Source organism: Mesorhizobium tamadayense (assembly GCF_003863365.1).
Lineage (GTDB): Bacteria > Pseudomonadota > Alphaproteobacteria > Rhizobiales > Rhizobiaceae > Mesorhizobium > Mesorhizobium tamadayense.
In genome coordinates this window covers 20911-37034 of sequence record NZ_RQXT01000032.1, presented here as the reverse complement: position 1 = coordinate 37034, position 16124 = coordinate 20911, and the positions used below count along the sequence as shown (strand labels likewise).

Sequence of the window (16124 nt, the reverse complement as noted above, 5' to 3'; positions counted from 1 at the left end):
GGGTCTGTTGCATTCTTCAGATGAAAGCCATGATGAAGCAGGCCATCGCCACGGTGGCGGTGATGGTGCGGACATGGTTCCACATCACCCAGTCGCTCAGGTAGTTCGTCCAGACCGCGGCGCCGTTCGCGCTCGCCGGATCGACGGCGGCCAGCGCATCGTTGAGCGGCACGTTGAAGACCATGGTCACGATCGGGTTGCCGATAAGATAGATCACGGCGCCGGCGAGCAGCCAGAACGAGCCAGGCTGGCTCCAGCCGATGATGGCGCCGGCAATCAGCGCCAGGCAGACGAGGCCGGTGCCGAACAGCGCCGTCATGAAGGTCGGCGTGATCACGGTGATGTTGATCGAATTCATGGCCGCGATGCCGCTGGCGGCAGGCAGCCGGGCAAGGGCCGGCATGACGAAATTCGAGAAGGCGAAGAAGACACCGCCGACCACGCCGGAGCCGATCGCGGCGATGAAGGCGAGGGTGGGAAGAAGTTTCATCATGTCGGTTGCTCCAGATTAAAGCGGGCGATGCCCGGGTGATTAAAATGTGATGAGTCCTCACATTTGCAAAACGTGATAAACCCTCGTATTTTGTGGAGTCAAGACAGTTTTCGAAAACCGGAGTGAGCCATGGAAGGCAAAGTCGCTGCCAAGGCCGAGCAGGCGGCCATCGCCTCACCACGGCGGGCGCCAACGCAGCAGCGCAGCCGCGAGCGGGTCGAACGCATGCTTGCCGCCGCCTCGACGCTGATTGCCGAGCAAGGCAGTGACGCCATGCGCATGGGCGAGGTGGCGGAGCGGGCAGGTGTTTCGATCGGCTCGCTCTACCAGTTCTTTCCGGACAAGCGGGCGATCGTCTGGGCGCTGGCCGAGCGCTACACCGCCGAAAGCCAGGCCTGCATTGCGGCGGCGCTGAAGGATGTCAGCGACGCCGAGGCTCTGAAGCGGGCGTTTTCGGAACTGGTCGATATCTACTATCGGCTATTCCTGGCCGAACCGGTGATGCGCGACATCTGGTCTGGCACGCAGGCCGACAAGGCGCTGCGCGAGCTGGAACTCGCCGACAGCCGGGCCAATGCCGAATTCCTCGTCGCGGTGCTGAAGCGCCTGCGTCCCCGCGCCGATCCGGTGGCGCTGGAGACGACGGCGTTCCTCGTCTGGCAGATGGGCGAGACCGCCATGCGGCTGGCGATATCGGTTGACCGGGAAGAAGGCGACAGGCTGGTCGCGGCCTACAAGCGTATGGCGCTGCGGGAACTGGTGGGCGAGTAGGACGCTCGTACCCTTCCCACGTTAGGAAGGGTCGTCCGAAGCAGCGGGGAGGACGGCGCCAGGACCCTACCCGGACCTTCGGTCCGACCTCTCCACAAGGGGGTAGGGGCAAGCGCCTGCAACAAAAAAACCCGCCTCGAAGGCGGGTTTTTTGAATTCTGCAGACGTATCCGGCTTAGAGGCCGAAACCTTCGAAGCGCTTCTTGAACTTCGACAGGCGGCCGCCGCGGTCGAGCAGGGTCTGCTGACCGCCGGTCCAGGCAGGGTGCGTGGTCGGGTCGATGTCGAGGTTCATCGTGTCGCCTTCCTTGCCCCAGGTCGAGCGGGTCGTGTACTCGGTGCCGTCGGTCATGACGACCTTGATGGTGTGGTAGTCGGGATGGATATCGGCCTTCATTGTCGTGTTCCTGGCTTGCCGGCGCTGGTGACGGGCCCATGGCCTGCGTCGATGCGCCCCTTTTTAAAACTCGAAGCCGCAGCTAATGAAAAAGCCACGGCTTCTAAAACGGTCGGCGAGCCTATACATCAGCCGGAATTGAATCACAAGGCCGCGGCAAGCGCATATTGAAGCGCATGACCGGCGAGCGGCCAGAGGAAACGCTCATGGCGGACATCGGTGCCAGTCTAGACGAGCGCAGGCGCTCGATCCGGCCGCTCAGACGCCTTTTTCCCTATCTTACCCGCTACAGGAAACTGGTCTTTGGCGCCATCATCTCGCTGATCGTGGCGGCGGTGACGACACTGGCTCTGCCGATGGCCGTGCGGCGCATGATCGATCACGGCTTCCAGGCGTCGGGCTCTACCCTCATCGCTGAGTATTTCGCGGCACTGGTGGCGATGGCAGCCCTTTTGGCCGCTGCCTCCGCAAGCCGCTATTATTTCGTCATCACGCTCGGCGAACGCGTCGTCGCCGACATCCGTCGCGATGTGTTCGCCCATGTCACGACCTTGTCGCCGGCCTTTTTCGACAAGGCGCATTCCGGTGAGATCGTGTCGCGTCTTGCCGCCGACACAACGCAGGTAAAATCGGCGGTCGGCGCCACGGCGTCGGTCGCGCTGCGCAATCTCATCCTCGGCCTCGGCGCCGTGGCGATGATGGTGGTCACCAGCCCAAAACTCTCCGGCCTGGTCATTGCAGCCATCCCGCTGATCGTGTTGCCGCTGGTTGCGTTCGGCCGCTCGGTGCGGCGCAAGTCGCGGCTGGCGCAGGATACGCTCGCCGAGGCCACCGCCTATGCCAGCGAGCAGATCGGCGCCGTGCGCACGCTGCAGGCCTTCACCAACGAGAAGCTGGTGACGGCGCACTTCTCGGCTGCGGTCGAGGCCGCTTTCGAGGCGGCGCGCATGTCGGTGTTTGCCCGTTCCTTCCTCACCTTCTTCGCCATCTTTATGATCTTTTCCTCGGTGGTGGCGGTGCTCTGGTTCGGCTCGCGCGACGTGCTTGCCGGCACGCTGTCGCCGGGCACGCTCGGCCAGTTCCTGCTCTATTCGGTGTTCGCCGCCGGCGCGCTCGGCGCGCTGTCGGAAGTGTGGAGCGAGCTGTCGCAGGCGGCGGGCGCCGCCGAACGACTGACCGAGATCCTGGCTGAGAAGCCTGCTATCCAACCGCCTGCCGTTCCGCAGCCGCTGCCGGCAAAGGCCAAGGGCGCGATCAGCTTCGACGATGTCTCCTTCTCCTATCCGGCGCGGCCGGACCGGGCCGCAGTTCATGGCCTCTCCTTCCAGGTGAAGCCGGGCGAGACGGTGGCGATCGTCGGGCCCTCGGGCGCGGGAAAAAGCACCGTCTTTTCGCTGATCCTGCGCTTCTACGATCCGGAAAACGGCCGCGTCGTCATCGATGGCGTAAACCTGCGCGAGGCCGATCCGGCCGCCATCCGCGAGCGCATCGCCATCGTGCCGCAGGACGTCACCATCTTCGCGGCCAGCGCGCGCGACAATATCTGCTTCGGCCGGCCGGGCGCCGGCGATGCCGAGATCGAGGCGGCGGCTAAGGCGGCCCTTGCCGACGAGTTCATCCTCAAGCTCGAAAAAGGCTATGACAGCCAGGTCGGCGAGCGCGGCGTGACCTTGTCCGGCGGCCAGCGCCAGCGCGTGGCGATCGCCCGCGCCATCCTGCGCGACGCGCCGATCCTGCTGCTCGACGAGGCGACCTCGGCGCTCGACGCCGAAAGCGAAACGCTGGTGCAGACGGCGCTGGAGCGGCTGATGCTCGGCCGCACCACCATCGTCATCGCCCACCGGCTGGCGACGGTGCTCAAGGCCGACCGGATCCTCGTCATGGAGGCCGGGCGCATCGTCGAGGAAGGCACGCACCAGAGCCTGGTCGCCAAGGGCGGCACCTATGCGCGGCTGGCCAAGCTGCAGTTCGAGACCGGCGCCAGCGCCTTCAAGGGCGCGGCGGAATAGCCGCGCCACAAAGCAACTGGTTATAGACTGCTACGCGTCAGCTGCCATACCGCCTGCGCAAGTGCTCGGCGAAGTAGGCGGCGTTGAGCTTCTCGCCGGTGGCGCGTTCGAGCAATTCCGGCGTCGACCAGCGCGAGCCCTGCGACCAGATCTTGGCGCGCCGCCACTCGTTGATGGCGCTGAAATCGCCCTTGGCGAGATCCTCGTCCGCAGCCGGATGCTCCCGGGTCAACGCCGCCCATTGCTGCGCCGCCATCATGGCGCCCAGCGTGTAGGACGGGAAGTAGCCGAAGGTGGCGCCCGGCCAGTGCACGTCCTGCATCGGCCCGTCGGCCGGGTTGTCGATGGTCGACAGGCCGAGATAGTCGCGCATCTTGGCATCCCATGCCTCGGGCAGGTCGACGACCTCCAGCCGGCCGGAGACGAGCTCCTGCTCGAGCTCGTAGCGCAGGATGACATGCAGCGGATAGGTGACCTCGTCGGCGTCGACGCGGATCAGGCCGCGCTCGACATGGTGGACATGCGGCAGGATGGCGTCGAGCGACCAGGCTTCGCCTAGATGCTTCTCGACCACCGGCAAGGCCCAGCGCCAGAAGGCGGGGTTGCGGCCGATCTGCTTTTCGACGAACAGGCTCTGGCTCTCATGCACGGCCATGCCGCGCGCCTTGCCGAGCGGCCAGTGCGACCAGGCTTTTGGCAGGTTCTGCTCATAGAGCGCATGGCCGGTCTCGTGCAGCACGCCCATCAGCGCCGACAGGAAGTCGGAGGTCTTGTAGCGGGTGGTGATGCGCACATCGGTCGGCACGCCGCCGCAGAAGGGATGGTGCGACACCGACAGCGAGCCGTGGGTGAGGTCGAAGCCGACCGCCGCCATCATGGCGAGGCCGAGCTCGCGCTGCTTTTCGACGGCGTAGCTGCCGGAGAGCGGCTTCAGCGGATGCTTCGCCAGCCGCGCCTCCTGCGCTGCCAGCGCCTCCGGCACGAAGCCCTTGAGGAAGGTCTTCAGTTCGGCGAAGACCGGGGTGATGTCGGCGGCTCGGTTGCCGGGATCGTATTGCTCCATCAGCGCGTCATAGGGGGCGAGGCCGAGCGCGTCGGCGCGCAAAGCCGCCTCCTCGCGCACCAGCGCCACGACGCCCTCCAGCGCCGGCAGGAAGCCCGTCCAGTCGTTCTTGGCGCGCAGGTCACGCCAGAGCTGCTCCGAGCGCATGCGCGCCGTCGTTTGGCGCTCGACGAATTCGACCGGCAGGCAGGTGAGGTTGGTGTATTGCCGGCGCAGTTCCCGCACCGCCGCCTGCTGCTCGTCATTCAGCGGCTCGGCTTCGGCGGCGGCGATCCAGTCGCCGATCTCCGGCGCGGTCGCCTGGGCGTGCAGCATGCCGGCAAGGGCGGACGTCGCCTCGGCGCGCTTCTCGCCGCCGCCTACCGCCATGTGGGTCGCCTCGTCGGCGCCGAGGATGGCCAGCGCATGCTCCAGCGCTTCGAGCTTGTGGCCGAGATGGTCGAGTTTTTGGAAGGACATGGATGGATTCCGGCTGCAAATGGGCTGGCGCGAAAAGATACCAAGGCACAGAGCTTGGCAACCCTGATCCGCCGGTTCCGGGTTGGTTCCGGGTTAACCCATCTTGCCTTGCAGCAGCGCTGCGTGATCAATGCCTGATGCGAACGAGCGGAGGGGACAATGATCGGCAATATCCTGGTCGGGCTGGTGGCGCTGATCCACTGCTACATCGTCTATCTGGAGATGGTGCTGTGGGACACGCCGCGCGGCCACAAGGCGTTCAACCTCAAGCCGCACTTCGCCAGCGCCTCGAAAGTGCTCGCCGCCAACCAGGGGCTCTATAACGGCTTTCTTGCCGCAGGCCTGATCTGGGGCCTCTATCTCGGCGCCGGCGGTTTCCGGATCAAGATATTCTTCCTGCTTTGCGTTGCTGTCGCCGGACTCTACGGCGCGGCGACCGCCGGCCGGAAGATCCTGTTCATCCAGACGCTGCCCGCGACGCTCGCCATCATCGCGCTCTGGCTGGACTGGTGATCGAAAAGGACGTGATCGAGGACCCCCTTGGGGCTAGGTCCAACGCCGAAGCCGGCCGACGGCGGGCACGCCCGCGCGCCAAAAAGACGCGCGAGCCGTCACGACAGCCGCAATGGATGGGTTCAGCCGTTCGGATAGTAGCCGGCGTCGGCGCCGTCGCCGATGAGCGGGCTGCTGCCCGTGGCGTTCCGCAGGCGCTGGCTCACGTCATCGAGCTGCGCCACCAACTGCTGATACTGCGGGGCCGGTATCTCACCATGCCCTGCTGCAGCTTCCCTTTGCGCGACCCTGGCGATGTGGACAGCCTGCATGTGAAGGGTGCGCGCCTCGTCCGGCTTGATCTTGTCCGCCTGCCTCGCGGCCATAATGCCCTGATCCAGGCTCTGTGCCTGATCGATCAGGCCTGCCGTGTGCGGGGTGTAGAAGCCGGCCGACGCGGCATAGGCGCCGGCAAAGGGTACGGTGGCGAGAAGTGCGGCGAGCGCAGCGGTCCTAGGTATCTTGAAAGAACGCATGGCTGCGTCTCCCTGCTACTGGGAAGGCGGCGCCGGGAGCGACCTGCCTTCCGGCTTGGGCCGTCCGGCTCCGTCGCGTCGCGATGTGGGAGGCACCGCCGGCGGTCCTCGGCCCCGATAGCAGCCTAGGAGCGGTGCCCGGCAAAGTGGAATTAAAAAATAGTAATCTTTTCAGGCTTTGCCACTCTCGCGCCCCGCCCTAAAACAGCGCCGCTGTTGGACGCAGCGTCCGGCTCGGACGGCTTCGAGCGGCCACTCAACGTTCGGTGAGCTTCAGTTCAATACGGCGGTTCTTGCTGCGCGCGTCGTCCGTGTCGGCCGGATCGAGCGGTTGGAACTCGCCAAAGCCGGCAGCGACCAGCCGGTTGGCCGGCACGCCGTTCTCGATCAGGAACTTCACCACCGAGGTCGCGCGAGCCGTCGAAAGTTCCCAGTTATCGCGATAGCGGCCAGTGCCGGACAGCGGCTTGTTGTCGGTGTGGCCGTCGACGCGCAGCACCCAGTTGATCTCAGGCGGGATTTCCTTCTGCAATTCGATGACCGCGTCGGCGAGCTTCTTCATCTCGACCTTGCCGGCATCGTTGATCTCGTCGGAGCCGGTCGGGAACAGCACCTCCGACTGGAAGACGAAGCGGTCGCCGACGATGCGGATGTTCTCGCGGTCGGCGAGGATCTCGCGCAGCCGGCCGAAGAAATCGGAGCGATAGCGGTTGAGCTCCTGGACGCGCTGCGCAAGCGCCACGTTCAGGCGGCGGCCGAGGTCGGCGATCTTGGTGTTGGAGTCGCGGTCGCGCTGCTCGGACACGTTGAGCGCGTCCTCGAGCGCGCCGATCTGCTTGCGCAAGGCCGCGATCTGCTGGTTGAGGATCTCGACCTGGCTCAGCGCCTGCTGGCTGATCTGGCGCTGGTTGTCGAGCTCGCCCGAAAGGGCCGAGGCGCGCTTGTTGGCGGCGTCGCCGGCGCCGGCGCCCTGCTCCAGCAATTGCTGAAGACGGCTCTTTTCCGCTTCCGCCGCCGACAGCGAGGCCTGCAGGTTGGCGAGCGTGTCTTCCTTGTCCTGGCTGTTCGAGCGCTCCAGCGCGAGCAGTTGGGTCAGCTCGTTGATCTGCGAGTTGAGGCGGTTGAGCACCGTGTCCTTGCCGGAGATCTCGCGGCTGAGCAGGAACTGCGCCAGCACGAACACCGTGAGCAGGAACATGATGGCGAGCAGAAGCGTCGACAGCGCGTCGACGAAGCCCGGCCAGTAATCGATGCGCCGATCGGCGCGTCGCCTTGCCAGCGCCACGTCAGTGCACTCCGGTCTTCTTCAGCGCGTCCGCGATCTTTTCCAGCGTGTTGCGCATGGCCTTCTGCTCGTCGGATTGGGCTTCCACCCAGTCTCGCATGATCTGCTGCTCCGAGCGCATGTTCTTGACCAGGCCGGAAATGCCGTCGGCGAGGTTGGCCATGGCGGTGGCGACGCGCGGATTGGAGCCGCCGCCATTCTCCTGCAGGCTGCGCAGCCGCTCCGACAGCAGGCGGATCTCCTCCGACGGCTCGGCCCGGGCCTGATCGGACACGACGATATCGGACGAGAGATCGGTGACCGACGACAGCCAGTTCTCGAGCTCGGTGTAGAAGCGGGTCTGGGCGCGGCCGGCCTGCAGGTCGAGGAAGCCGAGCACCAGCGAACCGGAGAGGCCGAACAGCGAGGACGAGAAGGCCGTGCCCATGCCGGCGAGCGGCGCCGACAGGCCCTGCTTCAGCGCGTCGAGCACGGCGGCGGCATCGCCGGTGCCTGGGTCGAGCGCCTCGATGGTCTCGCGGATCGAGGCGATGGTGTTGAGCAGGCCCCAGAAGGTGCCGAGGAGGCCGAGGAACACCAAAAGGCCGACGAGATAGCGCGAAGTGTCGCGGCTTTCGTCGAGCCGGGTGGCGATGGAATCGAGCATGGTGCGCATCGAAGAGGTCGAGAAAGCGATGGTCGACGAGCGGCCGATCATGGCCTTCATCGGCGCCAACAGCACCGGCTCGGTGGTCTCGGAGCCGGCGCGGAAGGAATTGACCCAGCGCACTTCCCTGAACAGCCGGCCGACCTGGACGAAGGCGAGGAGGATGCCGACGGCGAGCACGCCGATGATCAGCCCGTTGAGGCCGGGATTGCTGGAGAAGGCGCTCGAGATCTGGCGGGTGAGGATGGCGGCGATGAAGGCGACAATGACCAGGAAGATCACCATGGTGAGCAGGAAGACCTGCGGGCTCGACAGCTTGTGCGGATCGTAGACCAGGACGTCCGAACGCCTGCCGAAGGATCTGAGAAAAGCCATCCGTGCCCCGTTTCCGATGCCACCACCGCAGAATTGCCGCGACTCTAAACGGAATTGTGACCAAATTGAATGGCGCTTGGCAATATCGCAGCCGCCAAGGGCCGGCAAGGGCTCAGAAGCGGCTGACGACCAGGCAGTCGACCATTGCGGCCAGGTGCAGCCCGGCGCCGGCGACGACGAAACCGTGCCAGACGGCGTTGTGGAAGCGCAGCCCTTTCCAGGCGAAGAAGATGACGCCGCAGGAATAGACGATGCCGCCGGCCACGAGCAGCGCGATGGAGGCCGTCGGCAGCGTCTCGACCAGCGGCCCGGCCAGCACCACGCCGCTCCAGCCGATGGCGAGGTAGAAGACGATCGCCAGACGGTCGTAGCGTCCGGGCAGGAACATCTTGATCGCGATGCCCATCGCCGCCGCGCTCCACACGACAACGATCATCGGCAAGGCCAACGGCGTGGTGTGGAGCTGGGCCAGGAAAGGTGTGTAGGTGGCGGCGATCAGAAGGTAGATCGCGGCATGGTCGAAGCGGCGCAGGATCCATTTCGCCGGCCACGATACCGGCCACAGATTATAGGCCAGCGACACCGACAGCACGGTGAGCAGCGACACCACATAGAAGACCGCGGCGACATATTCGCCGGGACCGGAATGAAAAGCGGCGAGCGCCAGGAAGGCCGAGCCGGCCGCGATCGCCAGCACGATGCCCACGGCATGCACGATGCCGTCGGCGATCATCTCGGCGCGCGAATAGTGCCAGCGACCCACAAAGGGGATTTCGATCTGGGACCCGATTTCGATCCGGGATTCTGGGCGAGCGTCGTTCATGAGTGATCCTGCGCCCTAATCTGGGCAGTCGCGGACCAATATTTCAAGCTTCGGTTGCGGTTTTGCGACTGCGGCGCTTCAGCGCGCCGTGCCGTCAACGCGCCGCAAGCGGCTTTTTCACGGTCTTGAGCAGCGCGCGCTGGATAGGCTCGTTGCCGGCGACGACCGCGCCGGCGTCAAGCATGTCCTGCCCGCCATCCATGTCGGAGACGAATCCGCCCGCCTCGCGCACAAGCAGGATGCCGGCGGCGATATCCCAGGACGACAGGCCGGTCTCCCAAAAGCCGTCCATGCGGCCGGCGGCGACGTAAGCAAGATCGAGCGCCACGGAACCGAGGCGGCGAACGCCGGAGACTTCCGCCATGACGTTGCGCAATTCGATCAGAAAATTGCCGTGCTGGCCGCGCCCGAGATGCGGCACGCCGCAGCCGATCACGGCATCGGTGAGCTTGGCGCGTCCGGCGACGCGCAGCCGGCGGTCGTTCATGAAGGCGCCGCCGCCGCGCTCGGCGGTGTAGAGCTCGTCCATCGCCGGATTGTAGACGACGCCGGCGACGATCTGGCCCTGGCGCTCGAGCGCGATCGAGACCGCGAAGAGCGGAATGCCGTGCAGGAAGTTGGTGGTGCCGTCGAGCGGGTCGACGATCCAGCGATGCTGGCTGTCCTCGCCTTCGACGGCGCCGCGCTCCTCCATCAGGAAAGCGTAGCCCGGCCGCGCCTTCGACAGCTCGGCAAAGACGATCTCTTCGGCCTTGCGGTCGGCCTGGCTGACATAGTCGCCAGGTCCCTTCATCGAGACCTGCAGGTTCTGCACCTCGCCGAAATCGCGCGACAGGGACCGGCCGGCCTTCATCGCGGCCTGGACCATGACATTGAGGATCGCGGAGCGTGCCATTCTTTTTCTTCCTCTAGCCCGTCTACTCGGCGCGGCGGACGTAAGTGATCTCATTGGTGTCGACGACGATGCGCTCGCCGGCCGAGATGAAGGGCGGCACCAGCACGCGGACGCCGTTCTCCAGCACTGCAGGCTTATAGGAGGAGGCCGCCGTCTGGCCCCTCACCACCGGGTCGGCCTCGGTGATGGCCAGCGTCACCTGGTCGGGCAGCGAGATGCCGATCGGGCGTTCCTCATAGAGCTGGACCGTCACCATCATGCCGTCCTGAAGGAAGGCGGCGCGTTCGCCGACGAAGTCCTTGTTCAGCTCGAGCTGCTCGTAGCTCTCGGTGTCCATGAACACCAGCGCCTCGCCCTGCTCGTAGAGGAAGGAGAAATCCTTCAGGTCGAGCCGGATCTGCTCGACGGTCTCGGCCGAGCGGAAGCGCTCGTTGAGCTTGGTGCCGTTGATCAGGTTCTTCAGCTCGACCTGATTGTAGGCGCCGCCCTTGCCCGGCTTGACGGTGTTGGTCTTGACCGCCACCCACAGGCCGCCATCGTGCTCGATGACATAGCCGGGACGGATTTCGCTGCCACTGATCTTGGCCATGATGAACTGATCCGGAATGAGATTTTTCCGCGCCGAGCGCGCTTTGGCGCCTCCAAGACCACAAATCGTCCGGAGAGGCAAGGGAGCGCGGAAAGGAGGGGCACGGAGCCGATTGCGGCGGTGAAGGCCGCTAGGGCAGCCGGTTCGCCTTCTGCAGCGCCTGCCTGGTCTGGTCGTCGTCGAGGCCCTGCAGGAAATCGTCCATCTGCGGGTCGATCAGCCCGGCGCGGCGGGCGACGATATACCAGGCTCCGGCCAGGATCAGATCGGGGTCGGTACCGATGCCGCCCATATAGAGCTTGGCAAGGCGGTTCTGGGCGGCGACGTTGCCGCCCTCGGCTGCCCGCCTCATCCAGGCGAAGCCCGACTTCAGGTCGCGCGAGCCGCCGCGTCCCTCGATCATCCAGGAGGCGAGATCGATCTGCGCGGTGTCGTAGTTCTGCCGGGCGGCCTGCGCCAACAGGATGCGTGCCTTGGCGTCGTCACGGGGCCTGCCGCCGGCGCCATTGGCGTAGAGTTGCGCCATCGCGTATTGCGCGTCGGCAAGGCCGGTCGCGGCAGCGCGCTCATAGTAGACGGCGGCCTTGGCGAGGCCGCCATCGCCCGGATCCTGCTGGACGAGCAATTGCGCGAAGTTGAATTGCGCCAGGCGGTTGCCGGCTTCGGCGGCGGCCTGCATCAGCGCATAGGCTTCCTTGTCGTCCTTCTTCACATAGCGGCCGTCGAGCAGCATCAGCGCATACTGGAACTGGGCCTCAGGCACACCCTGCTCGGCGGCAAGCCCATACCATTTCGCAGCCTCGGCGGCGTTGAGCGGCATGCCAAGCCCGCGCGACAGGATCTCGGCGGCCAGTGTCTGGGCCGCAGGATCGCCGTTCTTGGCCCGGATCATGGCGAGGTTGTAGGCGGTCTTGTAGAGCCCGCGCTGGAAGGCGCCGTAGGCGGCGTCCGGCGGCTTGGCGCCGAAGCGATCGGGATTGACGCTATCGGCCGATGGCGGCGTGAGCGTCGCCGGCTGCGGCAGCGATGTCTCGATCGGCTTGTCGGCATGTGCCGCGCCAGTATTCGGGGCGCCATTACTTGGGGCGCCATTGCTTGGGGTGCCATTGGTTGGGGTGCTTGTCTCCGGCGCCTTCGTGCCCGGCGTGCCGATGTCCGGCCTGGGCTGCGGCACCGGCACGGTCTCCGCGCCCGCCGCCGCGGCCGCATGGACCGTCAAGGCCGCGGCCAGGGCCGTGAAGGAAAGCCGGGACCAGCGCACGTCAGTCCTCGAAGCGCGGCGCGGTTTCGTCGAGCAGCGCGTTGGCAGCGGCGACCTGCGCGCGCGGATCGAGCCCGTCGGCGAAGACCGCGCTGGAGAGCGCCACGAACTCGGCTCCGGTGGCCGCTACCGTCTCCACCGAGGCAAGCTCGGACCCGGCCATCACGATGCAGGGTATCTGGATCATCTGCGCCCACCATTGGCCGAGCGAGAGGTTGCGCGGATGCGGCTCCGGCTTGTTGTCGTAACCGAAGCGGCCGAAGAACATATAGTCGGGCCGCGCCTCGCCGAGCCCCAGCGCATCGTCGCGGGTCTTGGCGCCGCCGGCGCCGACCATCATCTTGTCGGCCACGCGCTCGATCGTCTCGGCCAGTTCCTGGCGGTTTGCCTCGACGTGGATGCCGTCGGCGTGGACGCGGCCGGCAATGCGGCTGTCGCCGGCGATGATGACGGCGATGCCGGCGGCTTGAGCGACCGGCACGATCTTCTCGGCGAAGGCCTGGAAGGCGGCATCGTCCATGCCGTTGTCAGGCAGGATCAGCGAGGCGATGTCGCCGCCCTCGAACGCCGCGCAGATGCGCTCGGCCGTCGCAAGCGGCGGCGCGATCAGCACGATACGGCAGCGGTTGAGCAGCGTTGCTTCATTCATCGGTCTTCGATCCCGGTTTTCGCCTATGCCGGGCGAAGATGGTTGCATTGCGGCATAGAGCAAAGCGTCCGGCTTGAACAGGAGGCGTGCGAAGGTCGCCGCTGAAATGCGCGGTAACCGTCGCGGCTCGCGTTGACCAGACGGCCGGGGAACGCCCCGGCCTGAGCAGCAGCGGGCCGGCTTGCTAAAGATCCAGCTTGTAGCCGATGTGGCTGGCCTTGAAGCCGAGCCGTTCGTAGAAGCGGTGCGCGTCGAGGCGGCTCTTGTTGGTCGTCAACTGGACGATCCTGCAGCCGCGCTCGCGGCATTTCTCGATCGCCCATTCGAGCAGGCGATGCCCAAGCCCTTCGCCGCGCCGGTTCGCCGCGACGCGCACCGCCTCGATCTGGCCGCGCCAGGCGCCCTGTAACGACAGCCCCGGGAGAAAGCTGATCTGCAGCGTGCCGATGACATCGTCGCGGTCCGTCATCACCGCCAGCAACTGGTTGGGGTTGCCGTCGACCGCCGCGAAGGCATCCAGATAGGCTCGCGCCAAAGGCACGGCTGCATTCTCGCGGACGCGGCCAAGCGCGTCGTCGGCAAGCATCGCGACGATCGCCGGGAGATCGGCTTTTTCCGCGCGGCGAATCTGGAGTTCGCTCATCGTCAAAACCTCAAGCTGGTCCGGTGACCTTATGCATAGCCCCGCCGCTTGCCGCAAACCGGGTTACGGACAGTTGATCGCGCCGGTCGACCAGCCGGGGCACATTGTCTATCGCAGCGTTCCGCTTTGTGGTCTATTGCAGGTCCTCCCGCCATCTCCAACCGCTCTCATCCCCGCGCTCTCGTCCCAGCCGTTCCCCATGTCAGGCCTGCTCAGCGATCCCTGGTTCTATGCCGCCGCCATTCCGGCAGTCATCCTCGTCGGCCTGTCGAAGGGCGGTTTCGGCGGCGCTGTCGGCTTCGTTGGCGTGCCGTTGATGGCGCTGGCCATCCCGCCGGTGCAGGCGGCGGCCATTCTGCTGCCGATCCTTTGCCTGATGGACATCGTTTCGGTGTGGACATGGTGGGGCATCTATGACCGCAGGATGCTGGTCGACATGATGCCGGGCGCAGTCATCGGCATCGGCCTAGGCTGGCTGACGGCGGCCCTGGTGACCGAGGAGATGGTGCGGCTGATCGTCGGCGCGGTCGCGCTGGTTTTCGTCTTGCGCTGGATCTATCTGCAGTTTCGCCACGGCGCCGATCACGCGGCGGAACCGAACCGGATCGCCGCGGCCTTCTGGGGCACGGTCGCCGGCTTCACCAGCTTCGTCGCTCATGTCGGCGGCCCGCCATTCCAGGTCTATGCGCTGCCGATCCGGCTCGATCCGAAGGTGCTGTCGGGGACGGCGGCGATCTTCTTCGCCGCCACCAATGCGTTGAAGCTCATTCCTTATTTCGCGCTCGGCCAGTTCGACAGCACCAACCTTACCGCCTCTTTTGCGTTGATGCCGCTGGCGCCGCTCTCCACCATCGCCGGCGCCTGGCTGGTGCGCCGCATGCGGCCGGAGATCTTTTATCCGTTCACCTATGCGACGGTGGCCGTGGTGGCGGTCAAGCTGCTCTGGGACGGTATCGCCGGACTCATGTAACAGCCGGACTCGTGTAACAGATAGGGCGGCTCAGCAACCGCCCTACAATCGCGGTCTCAAGCCGCGCTCGGCACCAACTGGCGGCCGCCGCCAAGGGCGAGCGCCGCGCCGGCCGCCACCACCAGCACCATGCCGGCAAGGATGCCGATGTCGTCCAAGGTGGGCTTCAGCACCATGTCGGCGATGATCGCCAGCATGACGGCATAGTCGAGGCGCGCCCAGCTCATCATGCGCTGGCCGATGGCGAGAACCGCCGGCGTGACGCCTTCCTTGGCGACCATGGCGCCCATCCGCTCGCCGGTCGGCTTGAAGACGAGCATGCCGATCGAGAAGGTCGTGGCGTAGCCGACGAGGCCGATGACGATCCACAGCTCGGAAAAGCCGACCCAGAAACCGCACATGATGAGGCCGAAGATCAAGGTGAGCATCGACATCGGCGCGAAGAACTTGCCGCCGAGCTGGCCGCTGGCGCGCATCGCCAGCAGCTTGTCCTCGATGTTGCCTGCGCGCTCGGCAAGCACGCCGAGCAGGAACAGGACGAAGCCGCCACCGACCCACAGGATGGCCGAGACGACGTGGAGGAATTTGACGATCGAGTACCAGTCCATGGTGTGCTCCTGGATTTCTTGATTTGCGGCGGCGTCGATTGCGCCGACCGTTGAGAGGAGCGGGCGTTTAGCGCGGCGCGTGTTTCGGAACGATGTCGCGGCGGCGGCCAGCATGTTTCGGCGCCGCGATCAGCATCCGCGAATCCGGTTTCGCGCACCCTGAGAAAGCGAAAACGGCTCGTCCCGTTCCGGCACAGGAAGTTCGTTCGGTCAAAAATTCCGTCCGGCGTTAAGACTTCATTAAGCTTTACAGGCGTTTACTATGCGCATCCAGTTTTCTGGATTCTTACCGAGTGGTTGGAGCCACTTTGTTTGACGCCTCCCTGTTAAACTCCTGAGAGCCGCCTTATCCGCGGCTCTTTTTTTGTCCGCAGCGGCCGGCGGGAGCGTGGCGCGGCGTTAACCGTTTGTTAAACATGCGCTTGCCTTCATGGGCATCGAAGCGCATTTTCAAGCCTCAGTCGTTTAAGGGTGCAGGACGTGTCGGCAAGGATGCCGAATCGGCTTGCGGCAGTGCAGGGGCGTATAGATGACCGAGCCTTCGAAAGGCAGCGCGAAAACCATAAAGCTCGCGGAACGCCGGGTTTTCTCCCAATCCTTCAAGCCGCTCTATCAGGAGGGCATGGGCCTGGTCGAACAGGCGGCCGAATATCTCGACGGCATGGGCAGGCTCGAAGCCAAGAAGCTGTCGCGCACGGCGGCGACGCTCTATGCGGCCGAATCGATGCGTCTCACCACCAGGCTGATGCAGGTCGCCTCCTGGCTGCTTCTGCAGCGGGCGGCGAATTCCGGCGAGATGACCCGCGACCAGGTTGCCTCGGAAAAATCCAAGGTGCGGCTAGACACCGCTTCAGCGCATGACGAGGCGCTGGGCTGGAACGAACTGCCGAAGGAATTCCTGGACCTGGTGAGCCGGTCGCTGCGTCTGCAGGCGCTGGTAAAGCGCATGGACGAGGAAATCTATGGCGGCGCCATGAACGACGCGCCGCCCGCAGGCCGCCGCGTCAACCCGGTCTCCGATCAGATCAGTCTCTTGAACACAGCCTTCGCCCGCGGCTGATCCGGCCGCTTGAATCTTGAACGCGCGTGGGTCGTCCTCTAGCCGTTTCTGGTTTGTTCACATTTCGCTGGCATCCCAATGCGCCACAGCTAGACTTGGC

General features: G+C 65.4%; 18 protein-coding genes. 5 read left to right on the top strand and 13 right to left on the bottom strand.

The genetic code is table 11. The features are described from left to right. Positions 1-16: 16 nt before the first annotated feature. The gene (locus EH240_RS23025) at positions 17-493 is read right to left on the bottom strand and encodes an anthrone oxygenase family protein (protein ID WP_125002889.1); all 477 of its coding nucleotides are present in this window, start codon (positions 491-493) and stop codon (positions 17-19) included. 129 nt (positions 494-622) lie between these two features. Between EH240_RS23025 and EH240_RS23020 the strand changes: the two genes are divergently transcribed. Beyond that, entirely contained in the window at positions 623-1264 is a 642-nt protein-coding gene (locus tag EH240_RS23020) for a TetR/AcrR family transcriptional regulator (RefSeq protein ID WP_125002887.1), read from the top strand. Positions 1265-1439: 175 nt separating this feature from the next. Here the strand turns inward: EH240_RS23020 and rpmE are convergent, their stop codons facing one another. Continuing rightward, positions 1440-1661 carry a 50S ribosomal protein L31 gene (rpmE, locus tag EH240_RS23015; RefSeq protein WP_095804712.1) on the bottom strand — a complete coding sequence of 74 codons (222 nt, stop codon included), beginning with the start codon at positions 1659-1661 and terminating at the stop codon, positions 1440-1442. Positions 1662-1867: 206 nt separating this feature from the next. On the opposite strand from rpmE, the gene EH240_RS23010 reads away from it, so the two are divergent. Further along, a complete protein-coding gene (locus EH240_RS23010; RefSeq protein WP_125002885.1) occupies positions 1868-3670 on the top strand; it encodes an ABC transporter transmembrane domain-containing protein in 1803 nt (600 codons plus the stop codon). Positions 3671-3707: 37 nt separating this feature from the next. Here the strand turns inward: EH240_RS23010 and EH240_RS23005 are convergent, their stop codons facing one another. Beyond that, positions 3708-5192 carry a carboxypeptidase M32 gene (locus EH240_RS23005; RefSeq protein ID WP_125002883.1) on the bottom strand — a complete coding sequence of 495 codons (1485 nt, stop codon included), beginning with the start codon at positions 5190-5192 and terminating at the stop codon, positions 3708-3710. Between the two features lie 159 nt (positions 5193-5351). Between EH240_RS23005 and EH240_RS23000 the strand changes: the two genes are divergently transcribed. Next, entirely contained in the window at positions 5352-5705 is a 354-nt protein-coding gene (locus tag EH240_RS23000) for a DUF1304 domain-containing protein (RefSeq protein ID WP_125002881.1), read from the top strand. A gap of 122 nt (positions 5706-5827) precedes the next feature. Here the strand turns inward: EH240_RS23000 and EH240_RS22995 are convergent, their stop codons facing one another. The 9 genes from EH240_RS22995 to EH240_RS22955 form a co-directional block, all read right to left on the bottom strand. Next, positions 5828-6220, bottom strand: coding sequence for a hypothetical protein (locus EH240_RS22995; protein ID WP_125002879.1), 393 nt, complete (start codon positions 6218-6220; stop codon positions 5828-5830). Positions 6221-6476: 256 nt separating this feature from the next. Beyond that, positions 6477-7505, bottom strand: a complete 1029-nt coding sequence (locus EH240_RS22990; RefSeq protein ID WP_125002877.1) for a peptidoglycan -binding protein — start codon at positions 7503-7505, stop codon at positions 6477-6479. Position 7506: 1 nt separating this feature from the next. After that, positions 7507-8526, bottom strand: coding sequence for a MotA/TolQ/ExbB proton channel family protein (locus EH240_RS22985; RefSeq protein ID WP_125002875.1), 1020 nt, complete (start codon positions 8524-8526; stop codon positions 7507-7509). A gap of 112 nt (positions 8527-8638) precedes the next feature. After that, the gene (gene trhA / locus EH240_RS22980; protein WP_125002873.1) at positions 8639-9349 is read right to left on the bottom strand and encodes a PAQR family membrane homeostasis protein TrhA; all 711 of its coding nucleotides are present in this window, start codon (positions 9347-9349) and stop codon (positions 8639-8641) included. 94 nt (positions 9350-9443) lie between these two features. Beyond that, positions 9444-10244: an inositol monophosphatase family protein gene (locus EH240_RS22975; RefSeq protein WP_125002871.1), complete on the bottom strand. Its 801-nt coding sequence runs from the start codon at positions 10242-10244 to the stop codon at positions 9444-9446. Between the two features lie 22 nt (positions 10245-10266). Beyond that, complete coding sequence (gene efp / locus EH240_RS22970; protein ID WP_125002870.1) at positions 10267-10833, bottom strand: elongation factor P; 567 nt, start codon at positions 10831-10833, stop codon at positions 10267-10269. Between the two features lie 130 nt (positions 10834-10963). Next, on the bottom strand, positions 10964-12094 hold the full coding sequence (locus EH240_RS22965) for a tetratricopeptide repeat protein (protein ID WP_245436307.1): 1131 nt from the start codon (positions 12092-12094) through the stop codon (positions 10964-10966). Between the two features lies 1 nt (position 12095). Then, complete coding sequence (locus tag EH240_RS22960) at positions 12096-12743, bottom strand: thiamine phosphate synthase (RefSeq protein ID WP_125002868.1); 648 nt, start codon at positions 12741-12743, stop codon at positions 12096-12098. Positions 12744-12927: 184 nt separating this feature from the next. Beyond that, on the bottom strand, positions 12928-13386 hold the full coding sequence (locus EH240_RS22955; RefSeq protein ID WP_125002866.1) for a GNAT family N-acetyltransferase: 459 nt from the start codon (positions 13384-13386) through the stop codon (positions 12928-12930). A 199-nt stretch (positions 13387-13585) separates the two neighbouring features. On the opposite strand from EH240_RS22955, the gene EH240_RS22950 reads away from it, so the two are divergent. Next, positions 13586-14356, top strand: coding sequence for a sulfite exporter TauE/SafE family protein (locus EH240_RS22950; protein ID WP_125002864.1), 771 nt, complete (start codon positions 13586-13588; stop codon positions 14354-14356). A gap of 56 nt (positions 14357-14412) precedes the next feature. On the opposite strand, the gene EH240_RS22945 is transcribed toward EH240_RS22950, so the two are convergent. Further along, positions 14413-14964, bottom strand: a complete 552-nt coding sequence (locus tag EH240_RS22945) for a DUF2269 family protein (protein WP_125002862.1) — start codon at positions 14962-14964, stop codon at positions 14413-14415. A 529-nt stretch (positions 14965-15493) separates the two neighbouring features. On the opposite strand from EH240_RS22945, the gene rcdA reads away from it, so the two are divergent. After that, positions 15494-16024, top strand: coding sequence for a protease adaptor protein RcdA (gene rcdA, locus EH240_RS22940; protein ID WP_125002860.1), 531 nt, complete (start codon positions 15494-15496; stop codon positions 16022-16024). Positions 16025-16124: the final 100 nt, after the last annotated feature.

Bases quoted from the DNA above. Each gene is read 5' to 3' on its own strand.
- EH240_RS23025 (WP_125002889.1), bottom strand. From the start codon at position 493: ATGATGAAACTTCTTCCCACCCTCGCCTTCATCGCCGCGATCGGCTCC.
- EH240_RS23020 (WP_125002887.1), top strand. From the start codon at position 623: ATGGAAGGCAAAGTCGCTGCCAAGGCCGAGCAGGCGGCCATCGCCTCA.
- rpmE (WP_095804712.1), bottom strand. From the start codon at position 1,661: ATGAAGGCCGATATCCATCCCGACTACCACACCATCAAGGTCGTCATG.
- EH240_RS23010 (WP_125002885.1), top strand. From the start codon at position 1,868: ATGGCGGACATCGGTGCCAGTCTAGACGAGCGCAGGCGCTCGATCCGG.
- EH240_RS23005 (WP_125002883.1), bottom strand. From the start codon at position 5,192: ATGTCCTTCCAAAAACTCGACCATCTCGGCCACAAGCTCGAAGCGCTG.
- EH240_RS23000 (WP_125002881.1), top strand. From the start codon at position 5,352: ATGATCGGCAATATCCTGGTCGGGCTGGTGGCGCTGATCCACTGCTAC.
- EH240_RS22995 (WP_125002879.1), bottom strand. From the start codon at position 6,220: ATGCGTTCTTTCAAGATACCTAGGACCGCTGCGCTCGCCGCACTTCTC.
- EH240_RS22985 (WP_125002875.1), bottom strand. From the start codon at position 8,526: ATGGCTTTTCTCAGATCCTTCGGCAGGCGTTCGGACGTCCTGGTCTAC.
- trhA (WP_125002873.1), bottom strand. From the start codon at position 9,349: ATGAACGACGCTCGCCCAGAATCCCGGATCGAAATCGGGTCCCAGATC.
- EH240_RS22975 (WP_125002871.1), bottom strand. From the start codon at position 10,244: ATGGCACGCTCCGCGATCCTCAATGTCATGGTCCAGGCCGCGATGAAG.
- efp (WP_125002870.1), bottom strand. From the start codon at position 10,833: ATGGCCAAGATCAGTGGCAGCGAAATCCGTCCCGGCTATGTCATCGAG.
- EH240_RS22960 (WP_125002868.1), bottom strand. From the start codon at position 12,743: ATGAATGAAGCAACGCTGCTCAACCGCTGCCGTATCGTGCTGATCGCG.
- EH240_RS22955 (WP_125002866.1), bottom strand. From the start codon at position 13,386: ATGAGCGAACTCCAGATTCGCCGCGCGGAAAAAGCCGATCTCCCGGCG.
- EH240_RS22950 (WP_125002864.1), top strand. From the start codon at position 13,586: ATGTCAGGCCTGCTCAGCGATCCCTGGTTCTATGCCGCCGCCATTCCG.
- EH240_RS22945 (WP_125002862.1), bottom strand. From the start codon at position 14,964: ATGGACTGGTACTCGATCGTCAAATTCCTCCACGTCGTCTCGGCCATC.
- rcdA (WP_125002860.1), top strand. From the start codon at position 15,494: ATGACCGAGCCTTCGAAAGGCAGCGCGAAAACCATAAAGCTCGCGGAA.